Source organism: Rhizobium sp. GR12, from assembly GCF_036596185.1.
Classification (GTDB): Bacteria; Pseudomonadota; Alphaproteobacteria; order Rhizobiales; family Rhizobiaceae; genus Agrobacterium; species Agrobacterium nepotum.
This window is the reverse complement of the sequence record NZ_JASXTH010000003.1, coordinates 288,905-314,509: the sequence shown is the minus strand read 5'-3', so window position 1 is coordinate 314,509 and position 25,605 is coordinate 288,905. Positions and strand designations below refer to the sequence as shown.

Genomic DNA, 25,605 nt, shown 5'->3' with positions numbered 1-25,605 from the left:
AATAGGTTCCAAATTTTTAACATTGCAAACCTTCGATCGATTTTTTGGTCGATGTGGAGACACTTATGAGAGACACGAGCAATCCCGATGACAAACTCGATCCACGTCGATGGATTGCACTGATCATCCTTTTGACCGGCGCCTTTTTGCCACCGCTTGACTTCTTCATCGTCAATGTGGCGCTGCCCTCGATCCGGGCGGATTTCAGAGCCTCTGCGTCAACGATGCAGCTGATTATCTCCGGTTACGCCACCACCTATGCTGTGATGCTGATCACTGGCGGCAGGCTTGGAGATCTCTATGGTAGACGAAATGTCTTTTTGGTTGGGATGATCGGGTTTGCAGCCGCATCTGCCTTATGCGGGTTTGCCTGGTCTCCAGCCGCGTTGGTCGCCGGCCGTATCATTCAGGGGTTTGCAGCGGCAATTATGGCACCGCAAGCCTTGGCTTCCATCAATGCGATTTTCCCAGACCACGAAAAATCAAAAGCCCTCAGCTTTTATGCCCTGACTTTTGGGGTGGCATCGATGGTTGGTCTGTTTCTCGGCGGAGCGCTAATCGCACTGAATATCTTCGGTCTCGGATGGAGGGCCATTTTCCTGATCAACCTCCCGGTGATCGCGATCGCTGCGCCGCTGGCCTCCTTCATGTTGCGCGAAACCCGCTCGGAACACCCAAGCAAGCTGGATTTGGGCGGAGCCTTGCTGGTCGCGCTCGCACTTTCTGCCCTGATCGCGCCGCTGATCGAGGGCCGGGAGCAGGGGTGGTCAATCTGGTTGCTTCTAATGCTCTGTGCTTCACCACTGCTTTTCGTCTTGTTCTGGCGGTATGAGCGATACGTCGAGACAGCGGGCGGAAATCCTATCCTTGAACCAAGCCTGCTGAACGTCTCGGGGTTGAAGCGCGGGTTGACAGCTGCCTTCTTCTTCTACTCTCTGGCGGCATTCTGGCTCGTATTCTCGGTTTATCAACAGAGCGGCCTTGGCCGCACGCCATTTGAAGCCGGGCTGGCCATCCTGCCTGCCGCAGCCGGTTTTGTCCTTGGCCCTTTTGAAAGCGAGCGCGTCCTCCGCTTCTTTGGAAGATACTCCGCTGCCATTGGCATGGGGCTGCAAGCCGGCGGCCTGTTTGCAACGGCCGCCCTGATCTCAAGTGATTATGCCCAGTTTCTTTCTCTAGCGCTCTTTCTCATTGGAGCGGGGCAGGGGATCGCGCTTCCAAACCTTTTGAAGAGCGTCGTGCAGCGCGTCGCCAGACCGCAATCGGGACTGGCCTCCGGCCTCATCAATTCCACACTTCAGATTGGCGGCGCATTCGCGGTTGCACTCATTGGCGGGTTGTTCTTCTTGATTTTGGGGTCTGCAACCGATGCCAGATCCATCGGCCGGGCATATAGTCTGGCAGCAGTCGCAATCGCACTCTGTCTTCTCGTCGCAGGATGGCTTTCCGCCGGCCTTCCGTCGAACAACGCGGTGCGCCGATGAGCACGCGCATTGACGGGCTCAATGACCAACCCTGCATTGACGGCTTGATCATTCCCGCCTCCACGTCGGTCCCCACAAGAGGACCATTCTCTACAGCTTGAAACAGAACTATTTCGGAGAAAACCGCCATGAACAACATCCATGATCTTCCTCTTTCGAGTAAGAGCGCGCTTGTTACCGGTGCAGCACGCGGGATCGGCGCGGCTATCGCGCTGAAGCTGGCTAAAGATGGTGCCGACGTTGCGATCACCTATGAGAAGTCGGCCGAAAAAGCCGAAGCTCTCGCCGCCGAGATCAGAACTATGGGCCGCAAAGCTGTGGCCATTCAGGCCGATGCAGCAAGCACGGCCGCCGCGACGGCTACCGTCGAGCGGACCGTCGCTGAACTTGGCGGCCTCGACATTCTGGTTAACAATGCCGGCGTCCTCTTCGCAGGAGATTTCGCGGTACAGCCACTGGAGGAAATAGATCTGCAACTGAACGTCAATGTTCGCGGCGTGTTTCTGATCACTCAGGCAGCGCTGAAACACATCCCGAATGGCGGCCGTATCATCAGCACCGGAAGCAATGCAGGCCTGGCGGTGCCATTTGCAGGAATCGCGGTTTATGCGGCGACCAAATCAGCGCTGGAAAGCTTCACGCGCGGTCTGGCGCGTGAACTGGGTCCGAGGGAGATTACCGTCAATCTGGTCCGACCGGGGCCGATCGACACTGAGATGAACCCTTCCGACGGTGCTCTCGCGCCTGCCATCCTGCCAAAACTGTCGATCGCCCGGTACGGCAGAACCAGGGAAGTGGCAGAGGCCGTTGCGTTCCTCGCTGGTCCAGGTGCAGCCTACATCACCGGCTCGGGTATTCTTGTCGATGGCGGCATAAGCGCCTGAGTATTGGCGCGAGGCGGCGGACCGTACGCTTCGAGCACCGCGTTCTGTTCAACGGCACCGAAAAAAGGTGGAGAAACATGGAGTATACACGCCTTAGAACCGCTAGCCTTGGGATTTCGCGCCTCCGCCCTGGATGCATACTTTTGCGCGAACCTGAAACAGATGGAACCGGAGAAAGCATTTGAAGACCATCGGCATACTTGGCGGAATGTCCGCCGCCTCGACGCAGATTTACTATCGTGAACTCTGCCGGCTCACCCGCGAGACCCTGGGAGGACTTCATTCTCCTGAGCTTCTCATACGATCCGTCGACTTTGATGAAATCGAAAGGTTGCAGGTGTCTTCCAATTGGGAAGCGGCGGCAGATATCCTGAATGAGAAAGCCATTGCTTTGGAGCGTGGTGGCGCCGAGCTCCTCATCCTGGCGACGAACACCATGCACAAGGTGGCGGACAGGATCCTGGCCGGGGTGTCGATCCCGTTCGTACACATCGCGGACGCCACGGCGACGGCGATCCTCGACGGCGGCTTTCGCAAGCCGGGCCTGATGGCGACCGCCTTCACGATGGAGCATAACTTCTATACCGACCGCCTGGCTGCCCGGGGACTGTTGCCGACAATTCCTGAAGCCGGAGATCGAGCGGAGACTCATCGCATCATCTACGACGAGCTGTGTTGCGATGTCGTAACCAATGCAAGCCGTTCGACGTACGAATTGATTGCGCAGCGACTGATCGATCGAGGCTGCGACTGTCTTATCCTTGGTTGCACGGAGGTGGGCATGCTGTTGGACCAGGATAATGTCGCCGTCCCTGTCTTCGATACGACCCTCATTCACTGTGAAGCGGCTCTTAGGGCGGCACTGGATTGATGTGCTGCCGGTTGTGGCTCGGCGGATATCTCGTACGAGGCGCTCTGGGTTCAGGTCTTGGCGAATGGGGTTAAACCTGTTCTCCAAGGTGCTGTTGGACCCATTTCACCTCTTCCGATGCCGTACGCCCGAAATGCCGTCTGAAATCGCGGCTGAATTGAGCGGGACTGACATAACCGACCGATGCAGCCACGGCAGCAATGGTCCCGCTCTGGCGCGCAATCATGAGTCTCGCCTCGTGGAGTCGCATCGCCTTTACGTATTGCATCGGACTTGAGCCGGTCAGGTTTTTGAAATGAACGTGGTACGAAGGGACGCTCATGCCCACGCTTTTGGCAAGATCCGCGACAGTGATGTCAGAACCATAGTTCTCGCGCAGCCACGCTACGCTTTCGACCAGTTTTCCAGACGTCCCCTTTCGCTGAAGGGCCGCGATCATCGCGCCGCCTTGCGGGCCGACCATGACGCGGTAGTGCAATTCGCGCAGGATGGAGCTTCCGATCACAGCGACCTCGGCCGGGCTTTGGAGCGCCTTGACCAGGCGTAGCAGCACGTCCTGGATGCTGCGGTCCATCCTGCTGGAGAATAGCCCTTTCGGCGTGGCGCTCGGAGAACCTGCATGTTGTTCGACCTGCATGGCGATTTCTGCCGCCACCTGCATGTCGAACTCGAGATAGATCGCCAGCAACGGCCTCTGCTGACTGGCTCTGGAAGTCATCCTGAAGGGAACGGGTACCGAAACGGCAAGATAGTGATCCTCATCGTAAAGGTAGGCTTCCCCATCCAAGATGCCGTACTTGCTTCCCTGTAATACGAAGACTGCCCCCGGCTTATAGAGAACCGGCACGTCGTTGAGGACTGCTTCAGTGCGCAGGATACGGACACAACCGATTGCCGTCTGATTGTAGCCGAGACGAGGAGCAAGTTGCCCCGCCAGGGCGACAAGCCGGTCATGGCCAACGGACGGTTCTTCATAAATCATAGGATTTGGCAAAATATCGAGAGGATTCGCAATCGAGCTAAGAGAGCCATCAGATTATCTGTCAACATGTATAAATCAAGGAGTTTCGAAAATGTCGAGCAAAACGTTTTTCATAACGGGTGTAAGTTCGGGTTTCGGGTTGGCGATCGCCACTGCCGCTATTGACGCCGGTCACAAGGTTATCGGCACCATCCGCTCTGAGGCCTCGCGCAAAGCCTTGGCGGACACTCTTCCGACGCTACACCCGGTTCTTTGCGACGTCACCGAATTCGACCGCATCCCGGACGTCGTCCGACAAGTCCAGGACGAACACGGGCCGGTCGATGTGCTGATCAACAATGCCGGGTACGGTCATGAGGGCGTTCTTGAGGAATCGCCAATCGAAGAGATGCGCCGTCAGTTCGACGTGAACGTGTTCGGCGCCGTCGCCGTGGCTAAGGCGTTTCTTCCGAGGTTCCGCGAGCGCCGCCGTGGCTTTGTCGTCAATGTCACGTCGATGGGCGGGATGATCACCATGCCCGGCATCGCTTATTACTGCGGCAGCAAGTTTGCTCTTCAAGGCATTTCCGAGGTCATGCGCTCGGAAATGGCGCCGTTCGGAGTTCACGTGACAACGCTTTGCCCCGGCTCATTTCGCACGGACTGGGCGGGACGTTCCATGATCCGGACGGAGAGGTCAATCGCGGATTACGATAGCCTCTTCGATCCGATTCGCGAGGCGCGCCAGGCCGCGAGCGGCAAGCAGCTCGGTGACCCCCAAAAGCTGGCCGCAGCGGTGCTTACTCTCATCGGATCGGACAATCCCCCGCCGCAGCTCCTCCTCGGCAGCGATGCCCTCAGGCATGTGACAGCGCGGATCGAGCGTTTGCAACAAGAACTCGACGCTTGGAAAGCTCTCACAATTTCGACGGACGGCTAAACAAAAAGATGGATTGCTCTTGACGTCCTGCCTACTAGAAGGTAGAGGGCTCACATGAGCAATCTTTCGACCACTTCCGACGACATCCTGGCCTCCGCGCGCAGTCTTTTGATGAGCGGGGGCTACAATAGCTTCAGCTATGCAGATATCTCCGAAATGGTCGGGATTCGCAAAGCCAGTATCCACCATCATTTCCCGAGTAAGGCCGATCTGGTGCGTGAACTGGTCAAGCGTTACCGGGAAGATGGCGAGGCGAGCATCGTTACGCTTGAGCAGAACGTGCCGGACGCACTAGACACGCTCAAGGTTTATGCAAACCATTGGTCGAAATGCATTGAAGATGCGAGCAGGCCATATTGCATATGCGCTTTGCTGGCCAGTGAATTGCCATCTCTTCCGCCGGAAGTTGCAACCGAGGTGACGAAGTTCTTTCGCTTTATTTCATCATGGCTGACGAAGGTGATGGAGCGTGGAAGCAAAAGTGGAGCGCTCAATCTCACAAGCGAACCGCACGTTGAAGCCGAAGCATTTCTAGCAACGGTGTATGGCGCGATGCTCTCGGCGAGAGCCTACGGGAAACCGGAGGTGTTTTCGACGATACTTGCACCAGCTCTCGCCCGTCTTACCCCTACCGTCCCTCACTAACCCTAGGGTGCCAAGACCCCAGGTAAATTACATCCCTCGAAACTACCAACTAGTAGGAAGATAAAAATGAAAAATGCTTTCCCCGCTTTGGCCCTCGGGCTGGCCAGCGTCTTTTCTGTAACCGTCTTTTCAACACCCGCATCTGCTGAAGATAAGAAAGCCGCGCCGATCCATGTGCGCGGCAGCATCGTCGACTACCAGGGTTCAGAGCTCAAAGTGAAGACGCGCGAAGGCGAGACAATCGATGTGGCGCTTGCCGACGACTGGAAGGTGGCAGGCGTCGCGGATGCCAATGTAACCGACATCAAGCCGGGCGATTTTGTGGGTATCGCATCCTTGCCAAAAGCCGATGGTGGCGATGGCGCGCTTGAGGTCCTCATTTTCCCGCCGGCAATGAAAGGCCTTGGCGAAGGCAGCTACGGCTGGGATCTGAAGCCCGACAGCAGCATGACCAATGCGACTGTCGCAGATGCCGTCAGAGGGGTCGATGGCCGGACGGTCACCGTTACCTATCATGGCAAGGAAAAGAAGATCGCCATTCCGGATGGAACGCCTGTCGTGACCATTGCCGCCGCCACCAAGGATGATCTCATTCCCGGCGCCGTTGTCTTTATCACCGCCGAAAAGGCTGCAACAGGCCCGATCGCCCACCAGGTGGTCGTCGGCAAGAATGGCGTGGTTCCCCCCATGTGAAGACCACGCCGTCACTGGCCGGAGCAGCCGCCTTACTGCTTCGGCCAGCGACTACAGATCGACGCTGCTTGGTCTGCAGCCGTTAAATGCACAGATGAAAGACGCTGAGATGAGCGCAGACGCTTCCAATGACAATGTTCAATATCCTCGGACGATCTTTATCCGCCGCCACTCCGTCGTGACCCGGCTCACGCATTGGCTAAACGTGCTCTGCCTGAGCTTTCTTCTGTTGAGCGGTCTGCAGATCTTCAACGCCCATCCCGAGCTCTACTGGGGCCATTATGGCGCCGACGGTGATCCTGCTGTCTTGACGATCGGTGCCGATGATGCGGCCGGGCCAAGCGGTTTCGTGCGTGTTGTGGGGGTACAGATACCGACGACCGGTATGCTTGGTGTTTCCGAGGTTGATGGGGAGCCGACTGCACGCGCTTTCCCGTCCTGGGCGACGATCCCGTCGTTTCAGGATCTTGCGGCCGGTCGTCGCTGGCACTTCTTTTTCGCCTGGCTGTTTGTGATCAATGGCATCGTCTATTTCGGCTTCAGCTTGCTGAGCGGCCATTTCAGGCGCGACCTCGCCCCAACGGCGCATGAGCTCTCACCGAGCCACCTCGGCCGTGAAGTCCTCGACCATGCTCGGCTGCGCTTTCCGAAAGGGGAGGAGGCCAAGCGCTACAATGCCCTTCAGAAGCTGGCCTACCTTGCAGTGGTTGTCATTCTGCTGCCTCTGATGGTGCTGACCGGGCTCACGATGTCACCCGGAATCGACGCCGCTCTCCCCGCCCTGGTCGATATCTTCGGCGGACGCCAGTCCGCGCGTACCATCCACTTCATCACAGCGTCGGCGCTCGTCATCTTCGTCATCGTGCATGTGGCGATGGTCGTGTTGTCGGGGACCTGGAACAACATCCGCTCGATGGTCACCGGACGTTACGCTATCCACGAGGAAGGACCGAACGCATGAGCACGTTTCTCACTCGCCGCAGATTCCTGATTGGCAGCAGCCTGGGCGCCAGTGCTCTGACTCTTTCCGGATGTGATCTGCTGGACCAAAACGCAGACGTCGCCAATATCCTTCGTTCGGCCGAGCAATTGACCATGAAGGCCCAAAGACTGCTTCAGGGGCGCGATGCTCTGGCGCGCGAGTTCGATGAGAAGGACATTTCTCCATCGTTTCGCGTCAATGGAACGAGTGTTCCCGATAGCGAGGAATATGCGGAACTGCTGGAAGGCAAGTTTGCAAACTGGCGGCTGAAGATCGACGGTCTTGTTGATCAACCTCGAGAATTTTCGCTTGCCGATCTGAGGGTGCTTCCGTCCCGGACGCAGATCACGCGCCATGACTGTGTCGAAGGCTGGAGTGCGATCGGCAAATGGACAGGAGTTCCGCTCGGCAGCCTGCTGCATCTGACCGGGCTCAAGCCCACGGCGCGCTATGTCGTGCTGCATTGTGCAGACGAGCTCGAAAAGACGCTCGATGGAAGCGGCCGCTACTATGAGAGCATTGATCTCATCGACGCGGTTCATCCGCAAACCATCCTTGCCTACCAGATGAACGGCCAGGATCTCAGCGTTGGCCATGGCGCCCCCTTGCGTCTGAGGGTCGAGCGGCAGCTCGGTTACAAACAGGCGAAGTACATCATGCGCATTGAGCTGGTCGACAGCTTCGCCGGCCTGTGGGGCGGCAACGGCGGCTATTGGGAAGATCGCGGGTACGAATGGTACGCCGGCATCTAAGGCGTTCGCCCGGTAAATCAAAGGATCATAGTTCATGACTAGACGCAGAATTCAGGAAGTGATGCCGATTCCCGCGGTCGCGTCGTCACGGCAGGTCGAGATCAACCAGACTAGTTCGATCTTAACCGATCCTGACGGCAGATGGGTCGCAAAGCGGCAAGGGGCGATCAACGAGGCGTTCGAGAAGCGCATGCGCTTGGAGAGCGAGAAGTCCGGCGAGGCAAAGGCTCATTCCCAAGACGAACCGCGGGACTTTGGTATTTCCGAAGTCGGGAAACTTTCCGGCGAAAGCGAGCGGATCGGACGTACTGAATGGGACGAGAACACGCCGTTCGGCAAGCATGTCGGCTTCGTCTGACGACGCTTGCGCAAACCATCCATAAACCAATTCAGGAAGTGGAAGAAAATAATGTCGAACAATCGGACCTCCCGCGCCACACGCGACAACGACCAGTGGCTCAAGCAGTATTATTTTATCCGGGCGGCCTTCTCGGTGCTGTGGGTCGCGGCTGCGTTGACTCTCGGACAGCATTCCTTCGCATTTGCTGCCGTACTGCTGATTATCTACCCGGCTTGGGATGCTGCCGCTAACGTCGTTGATGCCGCCAGGAGCGGTGGCTTTGCCGTCAACCGGAGCCAGATGATCAACGTCACAGCAAGTTCTATCATGACGATTGCCGTGATCTTGGCGCTGACAATGAGCATGAACTGGGTTCTCGGCGCCTTCGGCCTATGGGCCATCTTTTCCGGGCTGCTGCAGCTTGGGACTGCCGTCCGACGTTGGAAAACAAGTGGCGGCCAGTGGGCGATGATTTTGAGCGGTGGCCAATCCGCATTAGCGGGCGGTCTCTTTATCTTTCAAGCACAAATGCCCCAGGAGCCTTCAATTTCCACAGTCGCCGGATATGCGGGGGTCGGGGCGTTTTATTTCCTGGTGTCGGCAATATGGCTGAGCATAGCCCTTTCGCGTCGCGGTATGCATCCTGTCTCGTAAGCTTTGCGGCCCCCAATGAAACCGCTTGGAAACACTCAAATGACACATGATACGGCAGAGCAACTTGCGTCCTACCGGAGAACCATCGACAATCTGGATTCAGCCCTTCTCTATATTCTGGCCGAACGCTTTCGCTGTACCGAGCTAGTCGGCCACTTGAAAGCCGAGCAGGCGTTGCCGGCGATCGATAATGAGCGAGAGCGACGTCAATTGGATCGACTGATGAGCATCGCCAATGATGTTGGCCTCAGTCGGCACTTTGTCGAAGGGCTGATGACAATGATCGTGGGCGCTGTAGTGGAGCGGCATGAGGAGATTGCGACCAAGAAGTAAGTTGTCTGTCGCGGCTGTCCAAGCGCAGCCGTGGATCGGCGGGGAAAATCGATCTTTTTCGGGCGGCTTACCACGCAGGGGCATTTGTGAGGTGGTCCGAGACGGTCGAGATAAATGCTCGAAGACGCTGAAGACGTCGCAGGTCCCGGTGATATCCCATCCAGATGTCTCGCGCCGGCGGGGGCTTGGGTAGTTCAAGTCTGCGGATACCCGGGATTTGATTGCCCACTGCGCGGGGCAGGACGGCGATCCCAACACCCTGCCTGCACATTCGCCCCTGGACGTTTCGGTTGTTTGATCGCAGCACGGGTCTCGCGTTCGGAAAACTCTCGGCAAGCCAGGCTATGTCGGGGAACTGCCCGGTCGAAGTGTCGTGGGTGATCAGACGGAAACCAGTCCCGTCGCCATATTTGGGGTCAGGCGACTCCTCGGCGATGTAGACGCCGTATTCGAGCCTGAAGAGCCGCCGTTGAATGACATCGGCAGTGTCGAACGGAACGATGCGAAAGGCAACGTCGGCCTCCCTTTGGGCGAGGTTGAACAGGCGAGTACCGGTCAGGATCTCGACGTCTACATTGGGGTAGGCTTTCGAGAAATCTGCCACGATGGGAGGTAGGACATAGGCCCCGAACCAGTCTGCTGACGAGATGCGCAGATTACCTTTGAGGTTTTGCTCCTGCCCGGCGAGCCGGCGCTCCATGGCCAGCGCGCCTTCTTCCATCTGCTCTGCCAGAGTGATGATCCCATGGCCTTCCTCGGTCAGCACTAGACCGTCCGCGGTCCGCTGGAAGAGCGTGTGGCCGATCGCCTCCTCAAGGGCACGCAGCCGTCTGCCGACAGTCGGATGGCTAGTATGAAGAGCACGCGCAGCGCCGCCGAGCGTGCCGGATCGCGCAATCGCAAGGAAGATTTTTACGTCACTCCATTCCACGGCAGACCCTTACAAAAATGAACGCTGAAAATACAAAACTGTCACTTCAAGTACAGATCTAAACATCTAGATTCAAGTCATGTTCGAAAACACGCGGAGAAAACGTCATGAAAACATGGTTCATCACAGGCTGCTCGAGCGGCTTCGGACAACGGCTGGCGATCGCTGCGGCACAGCGGGGCGATCAGGTTGTCGCTACTGCCCGCAACGTCAACTCGATCGAAGAAATGGCTGAGCCTTTCGGCGACCGCATGATCACTTTGCCGCTCGACGTGACGGATGTGGCGGCAGCCAAAGCCGCAGTCGCAAAGGCGGTCGAGACATTCGGCGGCTTTGACGTGCTTGTGAACAATGCCGGCTACGGATTGTTTGGGGCGCTTGAGGAAGGCAAACCCGAAGAATATCGACCGATGTTCGAGGTGAACGTTTTCGGTCTCATCGAAACCACCAGAGCAGCGCTGCCGACCTTGCGACGTTCGGGCGGAATGATCGTCAATATGTCGTCCGGCGCAGGGATCGCGGGCAGCGGCGGCGCAGCATACTACAATGCCGCCAAGTTTGCGGTTGAAGGGGTTTCCGAGGCGCTCGCCGGTGAGCTGAAGCCGTTCGGCATCCGTGTGCTGATCGTCGAGCCTGGCCCGTTTCGCACCGATTTCCTCGGCCGTTCGATCACGATAGCGGTCAACGAGATGCCGGAATACGCCGCGAGTTCGCGCAGGCACTATCGGGAAACCAACAACGGCAATCAAGCAGGGGATCCCGACAAGGCGGTTGCAGTGATCCTGCAGGCGGTCGACGCCGATAATGCCCCGCTTCATCTGCCGCTTGGGCCCGTCGCGCATTCAATCGCTGAGCGAAAGCTGGCTTCGTTTCGCCGCGATATCGACACCTGGCGCGACATCTCGATTGCCACCGATTTCGATCAGCCCTGATCTGATCGCTAGCTCTGCTTGAACGTCACATCGATTGGAAAGTCATCATGATCCCAACATTGAAAGGGTTTACCCAGCAATTGGTGCCGGTGAACGGCATCAAGATCAATGCCGTCACGGGCGGCTCCGGCCCCCCGATCCTTCTGCTTCACGGTTGGCCGGAAACATGGTGGGAATGGCACCATGTGATGCCGCTGCTGGCGGAGCAGTTCAGCGTGGTGGCGATTGATCTACGCGGCGCAGGCTTTTCCGAATGCCCGCTTGACGGCTACGATAAGGCGACGATGGCGCGCGACGCGCACGAGGTCATGATTGCCCTTGGGCATCAACGCTATGCCGTATGCGGCCATGACATCGGCGGAATGGTGGCGCTTCCGCAGGCCGCTATCTATCGAGATGCGGTTACTCACCTTGCCGTCCTCGATGTTCCGCTTCCTGGCTGGAGCCAGTGGGAGGCGACGACGGCAAAGATCTGGCACTTCGCGTTCCATGCTAATCGGGATCTGCCGGAACGCCTGATTTATGGCCGCGAACATGACTATGTTTCGGCCTTCATGGCGGAGCGGTTTTACGATCACAGCACCTTTAATCCTGAAGATATCGACATCTATGCGAAAGCAATGGCACTTCCTGGTCGCACGCGCGGTGGCATGGAATGGTACCGCACACTGACCGGCGACCATGCGGCCGCGCTTGAATACAAAAAGCAACCGCTCCGGATTCCGGTTTTAGGTCTCGGCGGCGAGCAGCGTTTCGGTGCTCATATGGTCGCGATGCTCAAGGAGTTCGCCACAGATGTAACTGGCGGCTCGATTGCCCGCTGCAGTCACTATGTGGCGGACGAGCGCCCGGATGAAGTGGCCGCTGCTCTCATCGATTTCCTCAAGGCCAAGTGAACTCTGCGAACCGGGCAAATTGAGCTCGATCGCGTTCATCGATTTAACAAGAAAGGAAAATTGTCATGACCGCACCTGTCATTCGCGGCGTCAATCACATCGGCATCACGGTGCCTGACATCGAAGCGGCAAAATCGTTCCTGGTGGAAGCCTTTGGCGGCCAGGTGATCTACCAATCGTTCGGGCCGCAGGATCCGGCCAGGCAGGGACCCGAGTTCGAGCGGGCCACTGGTGCTTACCCGGGAACGGTTGTGCGTGCGCAGGCGATGGTCAAGATCGGAACCGGGCCTGACATCGAGCTCTTTGAAATGCACGGCCCCAAACAAGCGCAACCGGTTACACCGAGCGACTTCGGCATCACGCATTTTGGTGTCTATACCGACGACATCGACGCATCGGTAGAGCGCTTTGAGAAGGCTGGCGGAACAGCCCTTACGGCACCACGAGCTATTCCCTACGCAACCGAAAAAGGTCCTGCAAACAAGGTCTGCTATTGCCGAGCGCCGTGGGGCACGATGATTGAGTTTATCACCACGCCTGATCGCATGGCCTATCATGACCAGACGGATCTGCGCAGATGGCAGGACGAGGAATGAGCGTGAGCTTTGATACCTCGTTATCCCGCCGCAGCCTCCTGTCGCTTTCGGTGATGGCTGCGGTCTCGGCCCTAGCAGGGTGCGTCTCCACCGCCGGCAAGAGCCGGATGGTGGGGCGACAGTCGACGCCTCTCCAGGATCCGATCGGCCCTGTCCACATCGCTCCTGCGCCGACAGATGCCGAACTGGCTGTCATGTACGGTCCTACCGAGGATGGCGGCTTTCTGATCCCGGCGGTTCCCTACAAGCAGATCGATCCGCGCTACTATCGCCAGCAGGTCCTCGACCCGACTGGCGAGGCGCCCGGCACGATCGTCGTCGACACCCCCTCCCGCTTCCTCTATCTCGTCCAGCCGGGCGGGACCGCGATGCGCTATGGTGTCGGGATCGGGCGCGATGGCTTTGCCTGGCAGGGTAACGGCATCATTCAGTGGCGTCAGAAATGGCCGCGTTGGAAGCCGCCGAACGAGATGGTCGCCCGCCAGCCGGAATTGGCCAAATATTCGATCGAGAATGGCGGCATGGAGCCGGGCCTGAAAAACCCGCTGGGGGCGCGTGCGCTCTACATCTACTCCGGCGGCCAAGATACACTCTATCGTTTGCACGGCAATCCGGAATGGCGCTCGATTGGCAAGGCCGTTTCGTCCGGCTGTGTGCGCCTGCTCAACCAGGACATTATCGACCTCTATGAACGCGTGCCGATCAAGGCGCCAATTGTAGTCAAGCAGTAAGCGCAAGCGATCATGTCCATCGCTCCCTGGACCAGGAGAGACATGTCGTTCAGCGCTTTCAAAGCCTCCGCAATTCCACGCACAAAACTCAAGGAACTACCGACCATGTCCAACTTCAGTAAAGCGGCCGTTGGCCTCATTGCCGCGCTTTTGTCTTCTGCTGTCCTAACAGCCCCAGCCTTAGCGGAGGCGCGCAACATCGTGCTTGTCCATGGCGCGCTCGTAGATGGTTCGGGCTGGCGCGGCGTTTATGACATCCTGACCCGCGACGGCTATCATGTCAGCATCGTCCAGCAGCCACTGACAAGCCTGGATCAGGACGTTGCAGCCACGAAGAGCGTGCTTGATCAACAGGACGGGGACGTCGTTCTCGTCGGCCACAGCTATGGGGGCACGATCATCACGGCAGCAGGTAATGATCCCAAGGTCAAGGCACTTGTCTATGTTGCGGCACTGCAGCCCGAAAAGGGCGAAAGCACCGCACAACTGCTCCAATCGATGCCGTCACCCACCAATGATATCAAGCCGACAAAGGATGGCTTCCTGCTTATCGACCCGGCAAAGTTCGCAGCTGATTTCGGGGCGGATCTACCCAAAGAGCAGGGCGAGTTTATGGCCCGGTCTCAGATGCCTGTCGCCGTCGCGGCCACCAGTGCGCCGGTGTCTATTGCCGCTTGGCACGACAAACCTAGCTACGGGATTGTTGCGAAGGACGACATGACGATCAATCCGGACCTTGAGCGCTGGATGTACAAGCGCGCCGGTTCAACTGTGACGGAGATCGATGGTAGTCACGCTATTTATATCTCGCAGGCGGCTGCAGTTGCGAAGGTGATCGAGGAGGCCGCGGAAGCTGTCGACTGACAGAAAAGGACCGCGGTAACTCTGCAAATTCACTAGCTGCAGCGTTTTGCGAGTTTGGACTCGTGCCTTGCTAGTGATGTGATCGCTACACCAAGGATAAACGTTGTCATCAGAGAGTCCCCGCGATCCAACATCGCGCTTTGAAGCCTGATGTCGTCGCGGGCCTTCAATGTAGAGCGCCATGGAAGGTACAGCAGGAGCGCGCTCCGATGCGCGGAACGTCTCAAATTTTCAGTCCCGTTGAAACGCAGCTCTGCATATCTGTTGCCCGGGAGCACTGTGCCCGGTAACTTCGTCTCGACTCGAACTCCTTCGTATGATGCAGGCCGAAGAACGGCCGAATGCAGTACCCCCTAATCGTGCCTAAACCGCAAGGTCGTTGCCATGTCCATCCCTCTGCATCAATACTTCATATTTATCTCTATCGTTACCATGATCGTGGTGACACCAGGACCTAACCTTGCTCTGCTCCTAGCCAATGCGCCGAGCAACGCGAAGCTAACCGGCTTCGGGATGGTATTAGGGTTCGCCGCAGCCATCGTTTCGCATGCCGCGTTGGCACTTGTTGGAGTGGGGGCGGTGATCGCAGCGTCGGCAATCTTGTTCACAGTCATGAAATTGTTGGGCGCAGCCTATCTCATCTGGCTGGGGATTAAATCTCTCTTGTCGCTGCGAAGTCTGACGGCACCTGTCCGGAATCCAAGCCGGGCGCCAGTGATCCTGACAGCTCCGAGAGCCTTCGTTCGCGGATATCTCAGCAACTTCCTCAATCCCAAACCGGCGATCTTTTACGTTGCCGTCTTCCCCCAATTCTTGGAGGGCCACCAACAGGATGTGCTTGCAAATGGCGCCGCGCTTGCTCTGACACATGCTCTGATCGCTTTAGGCTTTTACGGCGCAATTGTCCTCCTTGTCGGCAGCGTAACTGGTTTTCTCAATCGCCCGCACATCGCCAGAAGGATCAAAACGATCTCCGGGGCGGCTTTGATTTTGCTGGGCGGTCGCTTGTTATTGGCAAAGAGCCCTGCCTGATCGTCTCAACCTAATCCGGGCGAAGGCGGCTTCAACACAACGACCTCATCGCATCAGTGCATTCACTTAGCTAATTTGGTTTAGCCGATGCGGACGAAGAAAGGATCATTAGTGAAACGCGAAATTATCGTGCCGCTGGCAATGAAGCCCATTGTTGAGCGGGCAGGCTATGCCCCTGCAGTACGCTTCGAAAACCTGGTTTTCTGCGCGGGGCAGGTTGGACGTGATGCCAACATGAATGTCATCAACGACCCAGAGAAGCAATTCGAGGCGTGTTGGGACAACTTAGCTACCGTTTTGTCAGCGGCAGGTTGCAGCTTCGAAGATGTTGTCGAAATGACTACGTACCATGTCGGATTGCAGCAGCACATGCATACCTTTCGCAAGGTAAAGGACCGAATTTTCCCCCGCGGAACATGCGCGTGGACTTGCATTGGCGTCTCTGAACTTGCCCATCCCGGTCTTCTTGTGGAAATCAAAGTTGTGGCAGCTATACCTTCGCACCCGTTGGAATAGAGCGGTAGTTGATGCCCGCCGAAGTCCTAGAGTGCACAAATTGGACTGGACAGCTGGTGTAGAAGACATAACAAAACGACGCAGCTGGTGGACGACCAGCCGCGGTTTGTATCGCTAATAGCGCGGCTGCGACAGGTGTGTATGCTCACCATAATGTTCCTTGGTCGGCTGGAATTAGCGGTTCCATAATTAACGGTCACGCTCCAGCCTACGCTCCGCTTGCATGAAGCCATTGAACTTTCAATCGCTTGACGAACCAACGCGTGGGCAGATGGTTCGATTCCGCTCAAGGCGAGAATACTCTGGTCAGCTCTTGGTGCGGGGTGGTCAAGTCTCTAACACCGGTAGTACGACCATTGCCTATCGAGGTTGGCCGGCCCGGCTCGCAGAAGGTGAAGCACATCCCCGCACGGGTTAGTGTCAGGAGCGCGTCGAGAATGGACGAGGCGCCACGCAGAGTTGCCGAAGGTAATCGAAACTGCGGCGGAAGGTTCTCGTCACAGCGCTAGCGCTCGCTGCAACTCATCGTGCTCGAACGCACTGGCCATACGGTTGATCTCAGCTGTCCGCGCACCGAGCGCCTTTGCGGTTTGACGCCACTTAGCTGTAGAGGTCGCGACTTCCTTAATGATTGCGCGAGCCTGGGGGAGGGTGAGGGCGAAGAAACCGGCACTTTCTTCCAGCAGGTCAAGGGAGCAGGTGCCTTCATCAAGATTTATGTTGGTCGTCAGGACGCGCGCCTTGACGTCGGTAGGCACTGGATTGAGGTCATAGGCCGGGGACAACGACCAGCCAGCTTTGCCGAGCCACAGAAAGCCGTGATTTCTCAGATGATCATCGACGTTGGAAATCAGCACATTGAAAGCGACGCGGCGATAAAGCGCATGCGCATCGGTCTTTCCCTGCGCGCCGTGTTCGGCCAGGGCATCCACAATCTCCGGATAGCTACCACGCTCGCCGTCCTTTGCACCCATCATCGCCATCGCGGACAGGAAGGGGATCCGGACAGCTCCATCGCGGTCGAAGCGACGCGAGAGCATGACCTTCTTGCCGGCGACGTCGATGAGTTCGTGGAGGGGCGTAACAATGCCGGCTTGTTCAGCCAGTTGCAGAGCGACCTCTTCCCATGTCTCAATGCTGTACTCGTCGGTTTCCTTAGGAAACTTGGCGATCGAGAGATGACCATGTTGATCGATAACAGAAGCCTTCGGACGCGCTCCACCGAGCGAGGATCCGGGCGCGAAGATAAGTTGGAGGTCTTCGTCGGTTTCCTCATCGCGCAGAATACGTTCGGTGATCTGCAGCAGGCGGCCGAGTTCGATGAGGGCGGGGACGCCGGCACGGATCGGCGCCTGGAATTCCTCGCCGCCGACCCAGCGGAACCGGAGCGCGCCGAGCCGTGTCTCGTCGGCGACGCCAAGGAGGTAGTCGCTTTCGGCCAACGTGCGAACGGCCCGGCCATCGCGCTGAGCCATGCGTCTTTCCGAGCGTTGCATGAGGCGTCGGCCCCAGGTATCGGGTGCTGAATCGCCAATAGAGCCAAAGGTTGCGAGTCCGGCAGGTGGGGCGAACGCTCCCCGGCTCAGAGCCAGAGCGGGCTCCAGCGAGAAGCGGTCGGAGTCCTCAAGCCAGGCGCGGTCATACTCAAACAGGATCGTTTCGGCACCACGGACGCGATTGCTCCGCGCCAGTCCGATCGGACGTGTGTGGCCGTGAAGGTCGAGATGAATTTCAAAATCAGCCATCGCGTGACGATCCCGGCGATCGCTTTGGGTGAGCATGCTTGGGCAATTCCGCACTGGCGAGTGACTGACCGACGCTGTCGTTACTGATGTCGGCGACCTGGCTCAGCCCATCCAGCAGGCCCAGTGCCTGGAGGACGCCTGCATAGATGCCGATGCTGACATTGGTGTCGCCGGCCTCGATCTTTTGAAGCGTTGAGCGTGAGGTGAAGGCACGTTCGGCTACGACCGCCATAGGTAGGCGGCGACGTCGGCGTGCGTCCTGGATGTCTGCGCCCAGCTTGCGCAGCGCGCGCCGCACGGCGGCCGGAGGGTTATGAGGTGTCGGCATTTTGCCACCTTCGCACTACAGATTGGCCATATATGTAGCACGAAGCCTACAATTACTCCAGAGGGATGGTCGGGTGGAATTAGCTGATTGTTTCGTGGTGCGACTAGCGTGACTTTGAACATAAGCAGATCACATGCCGCGATTTGCGCGCTGAGAAACCATCGTTCGCGTCACGCGGTGAACGCCTCTTCGAAATCATCACAGGAGCAATTCTGATTACGGTGCGGCGCTAGTGACCGCAATTCGTTCAGGCGTCAGGGTAAGTTCTCGATTTGTAGTTTGAAGCTTTACGTTTGCCAAAGTCTTTACGGTGTTCATCCCTCGTAATCCGAAAGGCTCCGAGCCTTGATGCCGGCTAGGACCTCACTTGCGACCTGCTTCAGGTCTTGGCGGGAGGCACCGTCGCGTGCCTGGACTGAAAGACCCTGCAGAACCGTGACGAGGTAGTGGGACAGGTGCGCGGCATGATCCCGATCCAGCCAGGACGCGAGCTTTAGGGTGATGGTGTCACGCATCATGCCTCGGCGCTCCGCCAGTTCCCGGGCTAGATCGGCATGATCCTCGCTGCACTGGATCATGCCACTGGAAATCATACAGCCCCGTTCCTCGTCGAGCTCGGTGACGGCATAGACGGCGCGGTTTAGGAGAGTTTCGACCGTTTCAAGAAGGCTGGCCGTCTCACCGATATTGCTCAGTGCCCGCGGCAGGCCGGAATATCGATCCAGCGCCTCGCGGTAGAGGCCTGCCTTGCTGCCGAAGGCCGCATAGAGGCTCGGCGGCGCGATCCCGATCGCCGCCGTCAGATCGTTTAGCGAAACGCCCTCATATCCATGCCGCCAGAACAGGCGCATGGCGATGTCGACCGCTTGATTCCTGTCAAAGGTGCGCGGCCCGCCTCGACGTTTCTTCACGACATTATCCATAGTGATCACTAAAGACAACTTGACGCGGTAATGCAAGTGTTTAATGTTTAGTGATTACTACAAACAAGGGTGAATGATGTGAACAAACTGATTCTGTTGATGCAGAGCAACGAACCGCAAACGGGGCCTAGCGTCAGTCGTTCCCAGCGCACTGTCCTCGCCTTGATGATGAGCGCTCTATTGTTAGCCGTCCTGATGATGATCACGCCTTTGAACGCGATGGCGGCGCAGAAAAACTATGTCGTGAAGTCGCCCGACGGTGTCGACATCGCAGTGCAGGAATCGGGCGATCCTGCCGGGCCGCCAATCGTTTTCATTCATGGATTGCTCGGCAGCCACCTGAACTGGGACGGGCAGTTGAACAGCCCCGAGCTTTCGCATTACCGATTGATTACATTTGATCTTCGCGGCCATGGCCTTTCGGGCAAGCCACAGGATGAGCAGGCCTATCGCGACGGACGTCGCTGGGCTGGCGATCTGCGTGCAGTGCTAGCTTCGACGAGGGCCGAAAATCCGGTTTTGGTGGGGTGGTCGCTCGGCGGAGCTGTCATTACTAACTATCTTGCAGCTTTCGGCGATGAAGAGGTCGGGGGCTTGGTCTATGTGGGCGGCGTCATCGAGTTGAATTCCAAGCTTATAACGCCACATCCCCAAGTTTACGCGGGCCTTGCTTCAGACGATCTGAAAGTGCACCTTGATGCAGTGCGCGACTTCCTGGCGCTATGCTTTGCGACGCAGCCGGACCAGCCCACGTTCGAACGACTGTTGTCCAATGCGGCCACCGCATCATGGATGATGACGCGAGTCATGCCGTCGATGTCGGTCTTTGCCGCGGAAGCGCTACCCAAGATCAAAGTTCCCGTGCTTATGCTGTACGGTGAAAAGGATGCGCTGGTCACTGTCAGGCCGAGCCTTGATCACGCTAAGGCACTCAATCCCGCAATCCGCTCTCAGATCTATGCAAATTCCGGACACGCTCCATTCCTGGAAGAACCCCAGCGGTTCAACCGCGACCTAGCGGATTTTCGGGACTCTATCTCGACACCCTAACGATAATGGTGACGAGTGGCTGACGGATCCCGGCCGTCAGCCACCTCGATGCTTTAGCAGTGCTTGAGCAGAGGCGAAACGTCCGTAACCGGTGTTCCGCTCCCACATTGCTTGCTGCGGTTTGATCTGTGATCGATGCTCTACAGGCAAGCGGGTAGTAGTTTCTCAGCGTGCATTATAGTGGCGGTTCTCATGACAAACGAAACCGACGTGAGGCTCACCGCCAATGGCCGGACGATGTCAAGGCGTGGATTGTTTCGGAGAGCTAACTGCCTAGCGTGATGGTGAACGAGGTGGCCGAGCGCTACGGGCTGAAGGCCAACCACATGTCTTCCTGGGGAACCTTGGCGCAGCAGGACATGCTGGTGTTGCAGGAGCCGGAAGACTTCGTTGAGTGCCTCGGCCATTGAGAGCCCAGAGTTTGAACCGCGGACAGTCAGAGCGACCTCCCGCGCAACGTAAACGCCTGCGCGCGGCAGCGCTCGATTAACCGCCGCCACGATGGTCGCGTTGGTGTCGCTCAGTCGAATTTGCGTTGGTGCTCGGACGGTTTCGAAATCGGCTGCGATAACAAGGAAAAGGTCCGCGTTGCCTTTGCGCTCGGCTGCTGTGACCGCGAGGCCATTGCCCATGTCGCCACCACTGAAGGCATCAAGAGCGAAGATGTTCAGGACCTTGTCATAACGGCCGTCGAAAACCGTTTCGGCCGTATCAATATCCTTCCTAAGCCCATCGAATGGCTGACCGACAATGGATCGTGCTTTACTGCGGCAGACACGAAATCGCTGCTGCTGGATATTGGGATAGAGCCTTGCACGACACCGGTCCGCAGCCCTCAGTCCAACGGAATGGCCGAAGCCTTCGTCAAAATCTTTAAGCGCGATTACATCTCGGTCAACCCCATCCCGGACGCCGAAACGGTCATCGCCCAACTGCCATTGTGGTTTGAGCATTACAACACGCTTCACCCCACAAGGCTTTGGGATATCAATCTCCGCGCGAGTTCTTAAACCGTCAAACAGAAATCTGATCCTGTCCGGTTTTTATGGGGCAACTCCATATTTGTAGTCTGTCGCGATACGACAACGACCTAGGGCGCGTCCCCATGAACGGGTTCATCTTGGACTGGTGATGTGATTCAATCTCCTTAAAGGGAGATTGCCATGCCCCGTCACGAATTGAGCGACGAGGCGATCAGTGTCTCGCGTGCTGCGGCGTATGCGTCCTGCAGCGCCTTGTGGCCTTCGAGCCCTTCAAGAGCGTAGTCGTTGAGGAACTGGCGTCCGGCAAACAGTTTACGGTCGACGGGGCTGAGTTCCACCTCGTCACAGACCTCTTGCCAGTGTGCGGCGATGACCTCGATCTGGCTTTCTATCAGCGCGGCGGCTTCAGCCTCTTTCAGGTGATAGTCGCCCACGGCGGCGAGGCAGGTGGCGAACGTGCTGGCGCGCGCCTCGCCCTTTATGAGCATGGCTTGCGTGGCTTCGCTGCCGGTGCGGCCTTGCGGGCAGATGTCGTAGGCAGGTGTCAGCGTGAGCATCCTGCCGTCCCAGAAGGCCGCATGATTTCGGGCATGATCGTCAGTATTGCCGCACAGCACGTTGAAGCAGATCCGCCCGTAGAGTTCCTTGAGCGTATCCTTCGGATCCGTGAAGCGGTGCCGGATGAGTTCGGCGAGATCCTCGTAAGAGGCGTAGCGGGCCATCATCTCATCAAGGCCCAGCATGGTCAGGGCTGATATCATGGCGTGCCGCGTCCAGCCATTGCCTGTGTGAGTGCGGTCGAAGCGCTCGATCAGCAGGACATCCTTATGCGCGGCATTGGTCATCGATACCGAGGCTGCATTCAGCCCGCACGCACCTGCCAGCTTCATCGCGATGAACTCGGCCTTGACGACGCTGTAGGTGTCGTTGGCCGCCGAGAATTTTGCGATGAATTTCCTGGTGCCGTCTTCGATGAGCGCTTTCGGGCGCGCGCCGCCAATTGAGGTGCCGTGATTGAGAGCCTGGTCGAGTGCTGGAGTCAGCGGCACCCCCTTTTCGATAAGGGCGGCGGCCTCCATGAGTTCGTCAAGGGAAGCCTGCGCGGCAAGGCGGGGGACATACTCTGTGGCCGATGCCTGAAAATCGAGGGCGCCAATCCGATCGGAGCCTGACTGAAGCAGGAAGGTCAGCTCGCTGATCTCGGGTACGCCGACAGCGTCGGGCTTCTTGCCCGTCAGCCTGTTTATGATGACCCGGCGGCCCCACGCATCGGGCGAGCCATCGCGAATGCAGCTTGCCATCTGCAGACCATTTATGGGGGCAATGACGCCTTCCTTAAGCGGCAGCTCCGGATCATAGATGGAAATGGCATTGTCACGGCGGCGGTAGCTGGCGCCGTAGGTGAAAAGCAGGCGTTCGCCATCCTTGTCGAGGCGGCCGACCACTACCGGTTCAGCTGCCCGGGGCAGCCACATCCAGACAAAAGCTTCCGTAGCGTCCGTCTTAGAAATCATCATCGACCTCTTTCATGCTATGGCGGATGCTCTTGGGCAGCAGGGTCAGTTTTTCGTCAAGACGGGTATTGTGCATCTGGAGAGTGCGCTCGTCGTAGTCAAAGAGGCGCAGGCCCACAATGGAGGCGACCTCGAAGACGATGCCAATTTCAGGGCCCGGCGCGCCTTTTTCGATACTGGACAGGGTCGTGCGGCTGATACCGGCGCGGTCGGCCAGTTCCTGCGCGGTCAGGCCGCGCTCGGCCCGGCCGACGCGGATCAACTTGCCGAGCATGGCTAGCGCCTGGTGCGTTACTCGGGAGTAGCTTCTTTGACGGGGCATAACTATAATCTGCTTTGTTCATTTGAGTGGACGTAAGGGTCGTTTATGTTCAGAATTTCGTACATTTTGCCATAACATTTGGGGCAAAGTCAAGTTTCGTACATTTAACTGGTCATAAACGCATCTCGCGTCCAGAATTATGTACATAGCTAGGGCTGAATGGCGACAGTACGATGAAGTGACGATTGAGGCTGAAGGTTGGATATCCTTGAGCCCAGAAGTCTGGCGACCTCGTTGCCGTCGATTGCCTCGATAAGGTAGCGGTCATGGAGCGTACCGCCTGTCGTTTCCGTGGCGATCATTGCGTTGACCACCGCCTCTTCCACGCTTTGCACCACGGCTTGATAGACCGGATCGAGCACATCGTCATTGACCATGACGATGTTCAACAGCGGTCCTGCTTTATGGCGCATCGGATGGGGATTGGCAGTCGAGAAGGCAAGAAAAATGTCGCCGGAGTTATTACCGCCAACTGTGCCATTGCGGCCGATGCCGATCGCGCCGCGTCGCGCCAGCTTCTGCAACTGGTGCGGTGCGAGCGGCAAGTCGGTGGCGATCACGACGATGATCGAGCCGCGCTCAGAAAGGTCTGGATCGGTCTGTTGCAGGAGTTTGCCGACGGGTAAGCCGCCGATCGACAGCCATTCCCGCTGGCCGTGATTGGCCTGCACCATCGCCGCCACGGTAAATTCCTTACCGTCGACGGCGATCCTTCGCGAGGCGGTGCCCGTGCCGCCCTTGAAGCCGTAGGCAATCATGCCCGTGCCACCGCCGACACTACCCTCGGCGACTGGGCCGGTGTTCGCCCCGTTCAACGCCTCGAAAACGTGATCGACCGTTACATGCTGGCCATTGATGTCATTGAGCAAGCCGTCATAGGTTTCTGCCACCACCGGCATGATCCACAGGTGTTCATTGCCCTCGTAGGTCGCGGTATAACGATCAATCATCCAGCGCACGGCGCTATGATGGGCAATGCCCACACTATGGGTGTTGGTAATCAGGACTGGGCCGACAAAGTAGCCTCCGTCCTCGATCCAGTGCGAGCCTGTCATCTCGCCATTTCCATTGAAACGATGGATGCCGGCAAACACGGGTACCGGTTCGCTTGCCGCCGCATGCGGCAGGATCGCTGTCACGCCGGTGCGCACTGGCAGTTTGCGGCCGGGGCGGGGCACCTCCTCATGGATCGTCGAAAAGCCGACATGGATGCCAGCGATGTCGGTTATGGCGTTAAGCGGCCCGGGCCTGCCGTCGAAGGCAATGCCGAAGTCGCGCGCGCGTTTCTGGCCCGCTTTGTTCGTCTCGTTGATCATTGCGTTCTCCGGTTTCGAGCCGTCTCTTTCAGCAAACAGTCAGCGTCACGCCACTGCTATCCAGGCTTTCCGTTAAATCTTCACCCGGTGCTTTGTCGGTAACGACATGGGCAATGTCACGCCAAGGTGCATAGCGCGCCGGAAACAAGCGGTCGTGCTTGGAATGATCGGCGACCACGATGGTTCGCGCTGCGCGGGAGACCATCGCACTATAGACAGCGCCACATTCAAGCAGGGCGTCCGAGGGGCCATCGGGACCCAGACCGCTCGCGCCAAGTATGGCGAAATCGGCGTAGAAGGAATTGAGGAACGACACCGCGTGCGCGCCGACGGTCGCGCCCTCGGTGGCATGATAGTCGCCGGGAAGCATGACCACCTTGATGGTCGGATTGATGGCAAGCACGGTTGCCACGCCGAAGGAATGCGTGAGTACGGTAATGTTCTTCATCTCGACTGCGATGCGCCGTGCGGTGTGCACTGTCGTCGAGCCGGAGCCGATCATCAGGACCTGAGTGCCTTTCAGGATTTGCGCAGCCGCCCTGGCGATCCGTTCGCGCTCGCCGACAAAAAGCGTATGGCGCTCGGTTACCGAAGGCTCGGTGGAAAGCGAACGCACGGCACCGCCATAGGTGCGGTTGAGCAGGCCCTGTCCGGTCATCTCGTCGAGATCGCGCCGGATCGTCTCGGTCGAGACGTCGAGCCGCCGCGCGAGTTCTGCAACGCGCAGGCTCGGCGCCTGATTGAGTTCAATCAGGATACGCTCCTGGCGCACGCTCTTTGGTTTTTTCATCGCTCCTGGCTCCCCTGGCTTGTACAAGTCTTCTCCGCCACCCACGCCCGGCCGCCGGCCAGCACATTGTCGTCAACCGCGACGCCGATCGCTTGGCCCGCCTCGGTATGAAGCCCGGCAAAGCTTTGCCGGCGACCGCCTACCGGACACGCGACGGCTATGCAATCAGTGCCGGTTCCGTTGATGAACAATCCGTCCCGCGTCCAGTCAATATCCATTGCCGCTGCCTTACTGGCTTCGGCGGCGATCGACAGGGCTTCGATCAGTCTCGCCTCGTTCAGTGGCTGGTTGACCTGCGCGACCAGATTGATCGTGCCTGATTGTCCCAAATGAGGCGTGTCCGCGCCGACCCGGCCGGCATGGGCAAGGTCAACGGTCGCGAGGCAGAAGGCAATGGCGTCGCCACATTGCCGTTTTGCCTGATGATTTTTTCCAACGTCACGCGAGGTCATGAGCCGCACGGCTTCGCCATAGTCCGCCAAGGTGAGCCCCGCGCGAAGCAGTTCCGCCGGATCGACATCGATCGGCAGGTCTGCATCGGATACCTCACCCAGGCAGCGGTATCGGCGCAAAAGAAACCCGGCCGAGTGAGGGACC

At 58.0% G+C, this 25,605-nt stretch carries 29 protein-coding genes and 1 pseudogene; 20 read left to right on the top strand and 10 right to left on the bottom strand.

Annotation, left to right across the window (positions count from 1 at the left end; genetic code table 11):
• Nucleotides 1-65 precede the first annotated feature (65 nt).
• From QSK43_RS07365 to QSK43_RS07355, 3 genes are all read left to right on the top strand, one after another.
• Nucleotides 66-1,484: an MFS transporter gene (locus QSK43_RS07365; protein WP_332302890.1), complete on the top strand. Its 1,419-nt coding sequence runs from the start codon at nucleotides 66-68 to the stop codon at nucleotides 1,482-1,484.
• A 128-nt stretch (nucleotides 1,485-1,612) separates the two neighbouring features.
• A complete protein-coding gene (locus tag QSK43_RS07360) occupies nucleotides 1,613-2,368 on the top strand; it encodes an SDR family oxidoreductase (RefSeq protein ID WP_092990734.1) in 756 nt (251 codons plus the stop codon).
• Between the two features lie 181 nt (nucleotides 2,369-2,549).
• Nucleotides 2,550-3,239, top strand: a complete 690-nt coding sequence (locus tag QSK43_RS07355) for an aspartate/glutamate racemase family protein (RefSeq protein ID WP_105431420.1) — start codon at nucleotides 2,550-2,552, stop codon at nucleotides 3,237-3,239.
• 70 nt (nucleotides 3,240-3,309) lie between these two features.
• Here the strand turns inward: QSK43_RS07355 and QSK43_RS07350 are convergent, their stop codons facing one another.
• Entirely contained in the window at nucleotides 3,310-4,236 is a 927-nt protein-coding gene (locus tag QSK43_RS07350) for an AraC family transcriptional regulator (protein ID WP_371411970.1), read from the bottom strand.
• Nucleotides 4,237-4,312: 76 nt separating this feature from the next.
• Between QSK43_RS07350 and QSK43_RS07345 the strand changes: the two genes are divergently transcribed.
• From QSK43_RS07345 to QSK43_RS07310, 8 genes are all read left to right on the top strand, one after another.
• Nucleotides 4,313-5,140, top strand: a complete 828-nt coding sequence (locus QSK43_RS07345; protein ID WP_035201380.1) for an oxidoreductase — start codon at nucleotides 4,313-4,315, stop codon at nucleotides 5,138-5,140.
• Nucleotides 5,141-5,194: 54 nt separating this feature from the next.
• Entirely contained in the window at nucleotides 5,195-5,785 is a 591-nt protein-coding gene (locus tag QSK43_RS07340; RefSeq protein WP_105431419.1) for a TetR/AcrR family transcriptional regulator, read from the top strand.
• 66 nt (nucleotides 5,786-5,851) lie between these two features.
• Complete coding sequence (locus tag QSK43_RS07335; protein WP_105431418.1) at nucleotides 5,852-6,478, top strand: hypothetical protein; 627 nt, start codon at nucleotides 5,852-5,854, stop codon at nucleotides 6,476-6,478.
• 109 nt (nucleotides 6,479-6,587) lie between these two features.
• Nucleotides 6,588-7,439: a cytochrome b/b6 domain-containing protein gene (locus QSK43_RS07330; protein WP_092990738.1), complete on the top strand. Its 852-nt coding sequence runs from the start codon at nucleotides 6,588-6,590 to the stop codon at nucleotides 7,437-7,439.
• Nucleotides 7,436-8,212, top strand: a complete 777-nt coding sequence (locus tag QSK43_RS07325; protein WP_092990739.1) for a molybdopterin-binding protein — start codon at nucleotides 7,436-7,438, stop codon at nucleotides 8,210-8,212. The genes QSK43_RS07330 and QSK43_RS07325 overlap by 4 nt, the downstream gene beginning before the upstream one ends.
• Nucleotides 8,213-8,246: 34 nt before the next feature.
• Nucleotides 8,247-8,570, top strand: coding sequence for a hypothetical protein (locus QSK43_RS07320; RefSeq protein ID WP_092990740.1), 324 nt, complete (start codon nucleotides 8,247-8,249; stop codon nucleotides 8,568-8,570).
• A gap of 51 nt (nucleotides 8,571-8,621) precedes the next feature.
• Nucleotides 8,622-9,206 (top strand): DUF308 domain-containing protein, encoded by a 585-nt coding sequence (locus QSK43_RS07315; protein WP_332302889.1) that lies wholly within the window; start codon nucleotides 8,622-8,624, stop codon nucleotides 9,204-9,206.
• Between the two features lie 39 nt (nucleotides 9,207-9,245).
• Nucleotides 9,246-9,539, top strand: a complete 294-nt coding sequence (locus tag QSK43_RS07310) for a chorismate mutase (RefSeq protein WP_332302888.1) — start codon at nucleotides 9,246-9,248, stop codon at nucleotides 9,537-9,539.
• 67 nt (nucleotides 9,540-9,606) lie between these two features.
• Here QSK43_RS07310 and QSK43_RS07305 read toward each other — a convergent pair whose 3' ends face one another.
• The gene (locus QSK43_RS07305; protein ID WP_105431417.1) at nucleotides 9,607-10,470 is read right to left on the bottom strand and encodes a LysR family transcriptional regulator; all 864 of its coding nucleotides are present in this window, start codon (nucleotides 10,468-10,470) and stop codon (nucleotides 9,607-9,609) included.
• A 107-nt stretch (nucleotides 10,471-10,577) separates the two neighbouring features.
• Between QSK43_RS07305 and QSK43_RS07300 the strand changes: the two genes are divergently transcribed.
• The 7 genes from QSK43_RS07300 (at nucleotide 10,578) to QSK43_RS07270 (ending at nucleotide 16,037) form a co-directional block, all read left to right on the top strand.
• Complete coding sequence (locus QSK43_RS07300; protein WP_092990744.1) at nucleotides 10,578-11,402, top strand: oxidoreductase; 825 nt, start codon at nucleotides 10,578-10,580, stop codon at nucleotides 11,400-11,402.
• A gap of 47 nt (nucleotides 11,403-11,449) precedes the next feature.
• The gene (locus tag QSK43_RS07295; protein ID WP_092990745.1) at nucleotides 11,450-12,298 is read left to right on the top strand and encodes an alpha/beta fold hydrolase; all 849 of its coding nucleotides are present in this window, start codon (nucleotides 11,450-11,452) and stop codon (nucleotides 12,296-12,298) included.
• A 65-nt stretch (nucleotides 12,299-12,363) separates the two neighbouring features.
• Entirely contained in the window at nucleotides 12,364-12,894 is a 531-nt protein-coding gene (locus QSK43_RS07290) for a VOC family protein (protein WP_035201356.1), read from the top strand.
• The gene (locus QSK43_RS07285) at nucleotides 12,891-13,625 is read left to right on the top strand and encodes a L,D-transpeptidase (RefSeq protein ID WP_035201355.1); all 735 of its coding nucleotides are present in this window, start codon (nucleotides 12,891-12,893) and stop codon (nucleotides 13,623-13,625) included. The genes QSK43_RS07290 and QSK43_RS07285 overlap by 4 nt, the downstream gene beginning before the upstream one ends.
• Nucleotides 13,626-13,730: 105 nt before the next feature.
• On the top strand, nucleotides 13,731-14,489 hold the full coding sequence (locus QSK43_RS07280; protein WP_035201636.1) for an alpha/beta fold hydrolase: 759 nt from the start codon (nucleotides 13,731-13,733) through the stop codon (nucleotides 14,487-14,489).
• Nucleotides 14,490-14,873: 384 nt separating this feature from the next.
• Nucleotides 14,874-15,521, top strand: coding sequence for a LysE family translocator (locus QSK43_RS07275; protein WP_035201353.1), 648 nt, complete (start codon nucleotides 14,874-14,876; stop codon nucleotides 15,519-15,521).
• 111 nt (nucleotides 15,522-15,632) lie between these two features.
• Complete coding sequence (locus QSK43_RS07270) at nucleotides 15,633-16,037, top strand: RidA family protein (RefSeq protein ID WP_205837081.1); 405 nt, start codon at nucleotides 15,633-15,635, stop codon at nucleotides 16,035-16,037.
• A gap of 497 nt (nucleotides 16,038-16,534) precedes the next feature.
• Here the strand turns inward: QSK43_RS07270 and QSK43_RS07265 are convergent, their stop codons facing one another.
• From QSK43_RS07265 to QSK43_RS07255, 3 genes are all read right to left on the bottom strand, one after another.
• Nucleotides 16,535-17,782: a type II toxin-antitoxin system HipA family toxin gene (locus QSK43_RS07265; RefSeq protein WP_332302887.1), complete on the bottom strand. Its 1,248-nt coding sequence runs from the start codon at nucleotides 17,780-17,782 to the stop codon at nucleotides 16,535-16,537.
• Entirely contained in the window at nucleotides 17,775-18,110 is a 336-nt protein-coding gene (locus QSK43_RS07260; RefSeq protein ID WP_332302886.1) for a helix-turn-helix domain-containing protein, read from the bottom strand. The genes QSK43_RS07265 and QSK43_RS07260 overlap by 8 nt, the downstream gene beginning before the upstream one ends.
• A gap of 314 nt (nucleotides 18,111-18,424) precedes the next feature.
• Nucleotides 18,425-19,033 carry a TetR/AcrR family transcriptional regulator gene (locus tag QSK43_RS07255; RefSeq protein WP_332302885.1) on the bottom strand — a complete coding sequence of 203 codons (609 nt, stop codon included), beginning with the start codon at nucleotides 19,031-19,033 and terminating at the stop codon, nucleotides 18,425-18,427.
• Between the two features lie 78 nt (nucleotides 19,034-19,111).
• Here QSK43_RS07255 and QSK43_RS07250 point away from each other — a divergent pair, with 78 nt between their 5' ends.
• On the top strand, nucleotides 19,112-20,083 hold the full coding sequence (locus QSK43_RS07250) for an alpha/beta fold hydrolase (protein WP_332302884.1): 972 nt from the start codon (nucleotides 19,112-19,114) through the stop codon (nucleotides 20,081-20,083).
• Nucleotides 20,084-20,571: 488 nt separating this feature from the next.
• Nucleotides 20,572-21,113, top strand: a pseudogene (locus tag QSK43_RS07245) (DDE-type integrase/transposase/recombinase); the annotation flags it as partial.
• A 141-nt stretch (nucleotides 21,114-21,254) separates the two neighbouring features.
• Here the strand turns inward: QSK43_RS07245 and QSK43_RS07240 are convergent.
• The 5 genes from QSK43_RS07240 to QSK43_RS07220 all read right to left on the bottom strand — a co-directional run bounded on the left by QSK43_RS07240 (nucleotide 21,255) and on the right by QSK43_RS07220 (nucleotide 25,580).
• Nucleotides 21,255-22,580, bottom strand: a complete 1,326-nt coding sequence (locus QSK43_RS07240) for a type II toxin-antitoxin system HipA family toxin (RefSeq protein ID WP_332302883.1) — start codon at nucleotides 22,578-22,580, stop codon at nucleotides 21,255-21,257.
• The gene (locus QSK43_RS07235) at nucleotides 22,570-22,854 is read right to left on the bottom strand and encodes a helix-turn-helix transcriptional regulator (protein WP_332302882.1); all 285 of its coding nucleotides are present in this window, start codon (nucleotides 22,852-22,854) and stop codon (nucleotides 22,570-22,572) included. The genes QSK43_RS07240 and QSK43_RS07235 overlap by 11 nt, the downstream gene beginning before the upstream one ends.
• A gap of 197 nt (nucleotides 22,855-23,051) precedes the next feature.
• Nucleotides 23,052-24,218, bottom strand: coding sequence for a DmpA family aminopeptidase (locus tag QSK43_RS07230; protein ID WP_332302881.1), 1,167 nt, complete (start codon nucleotides 24,216-24,218; stop codon nucleotides 23,052-23,054).
• A 28-nt stretch (nucleotides 24,219-24,246) separates the two neighbouring features.
• Nucleotides 24,247-25,008: a DeoR/GlpR family DNA-binding transcription regulator gene (locus QSK43_RS07225; RefSeq protein ID WP_332302880.1), complete on the bottom strand. Its 762-nt coding sequence runs from the start codon at nucleotides 25,006-25,008 to the stop codon at nucleotides 24,247-24,249.
• Nucleotides 25,005-25,580, bottom strand: a complete 576-nt coding sequence (locus QSK43_RS07220) for an adenosylcobinamide amidohydrolase (RefSeq protein ID WP_332302879.1) — start codon at nucleotides 25,578-25,580, stop codon at nucleotides 25,005-25,007. The genes QSK43_RS07225 and QSK43_RS07220 overlap by 4 nt, the downstream gene beginning before the upstream one ends.
• Between the last annotated feature and the right edge of the window lie 25 nt (nucleotides 25,581-25,605).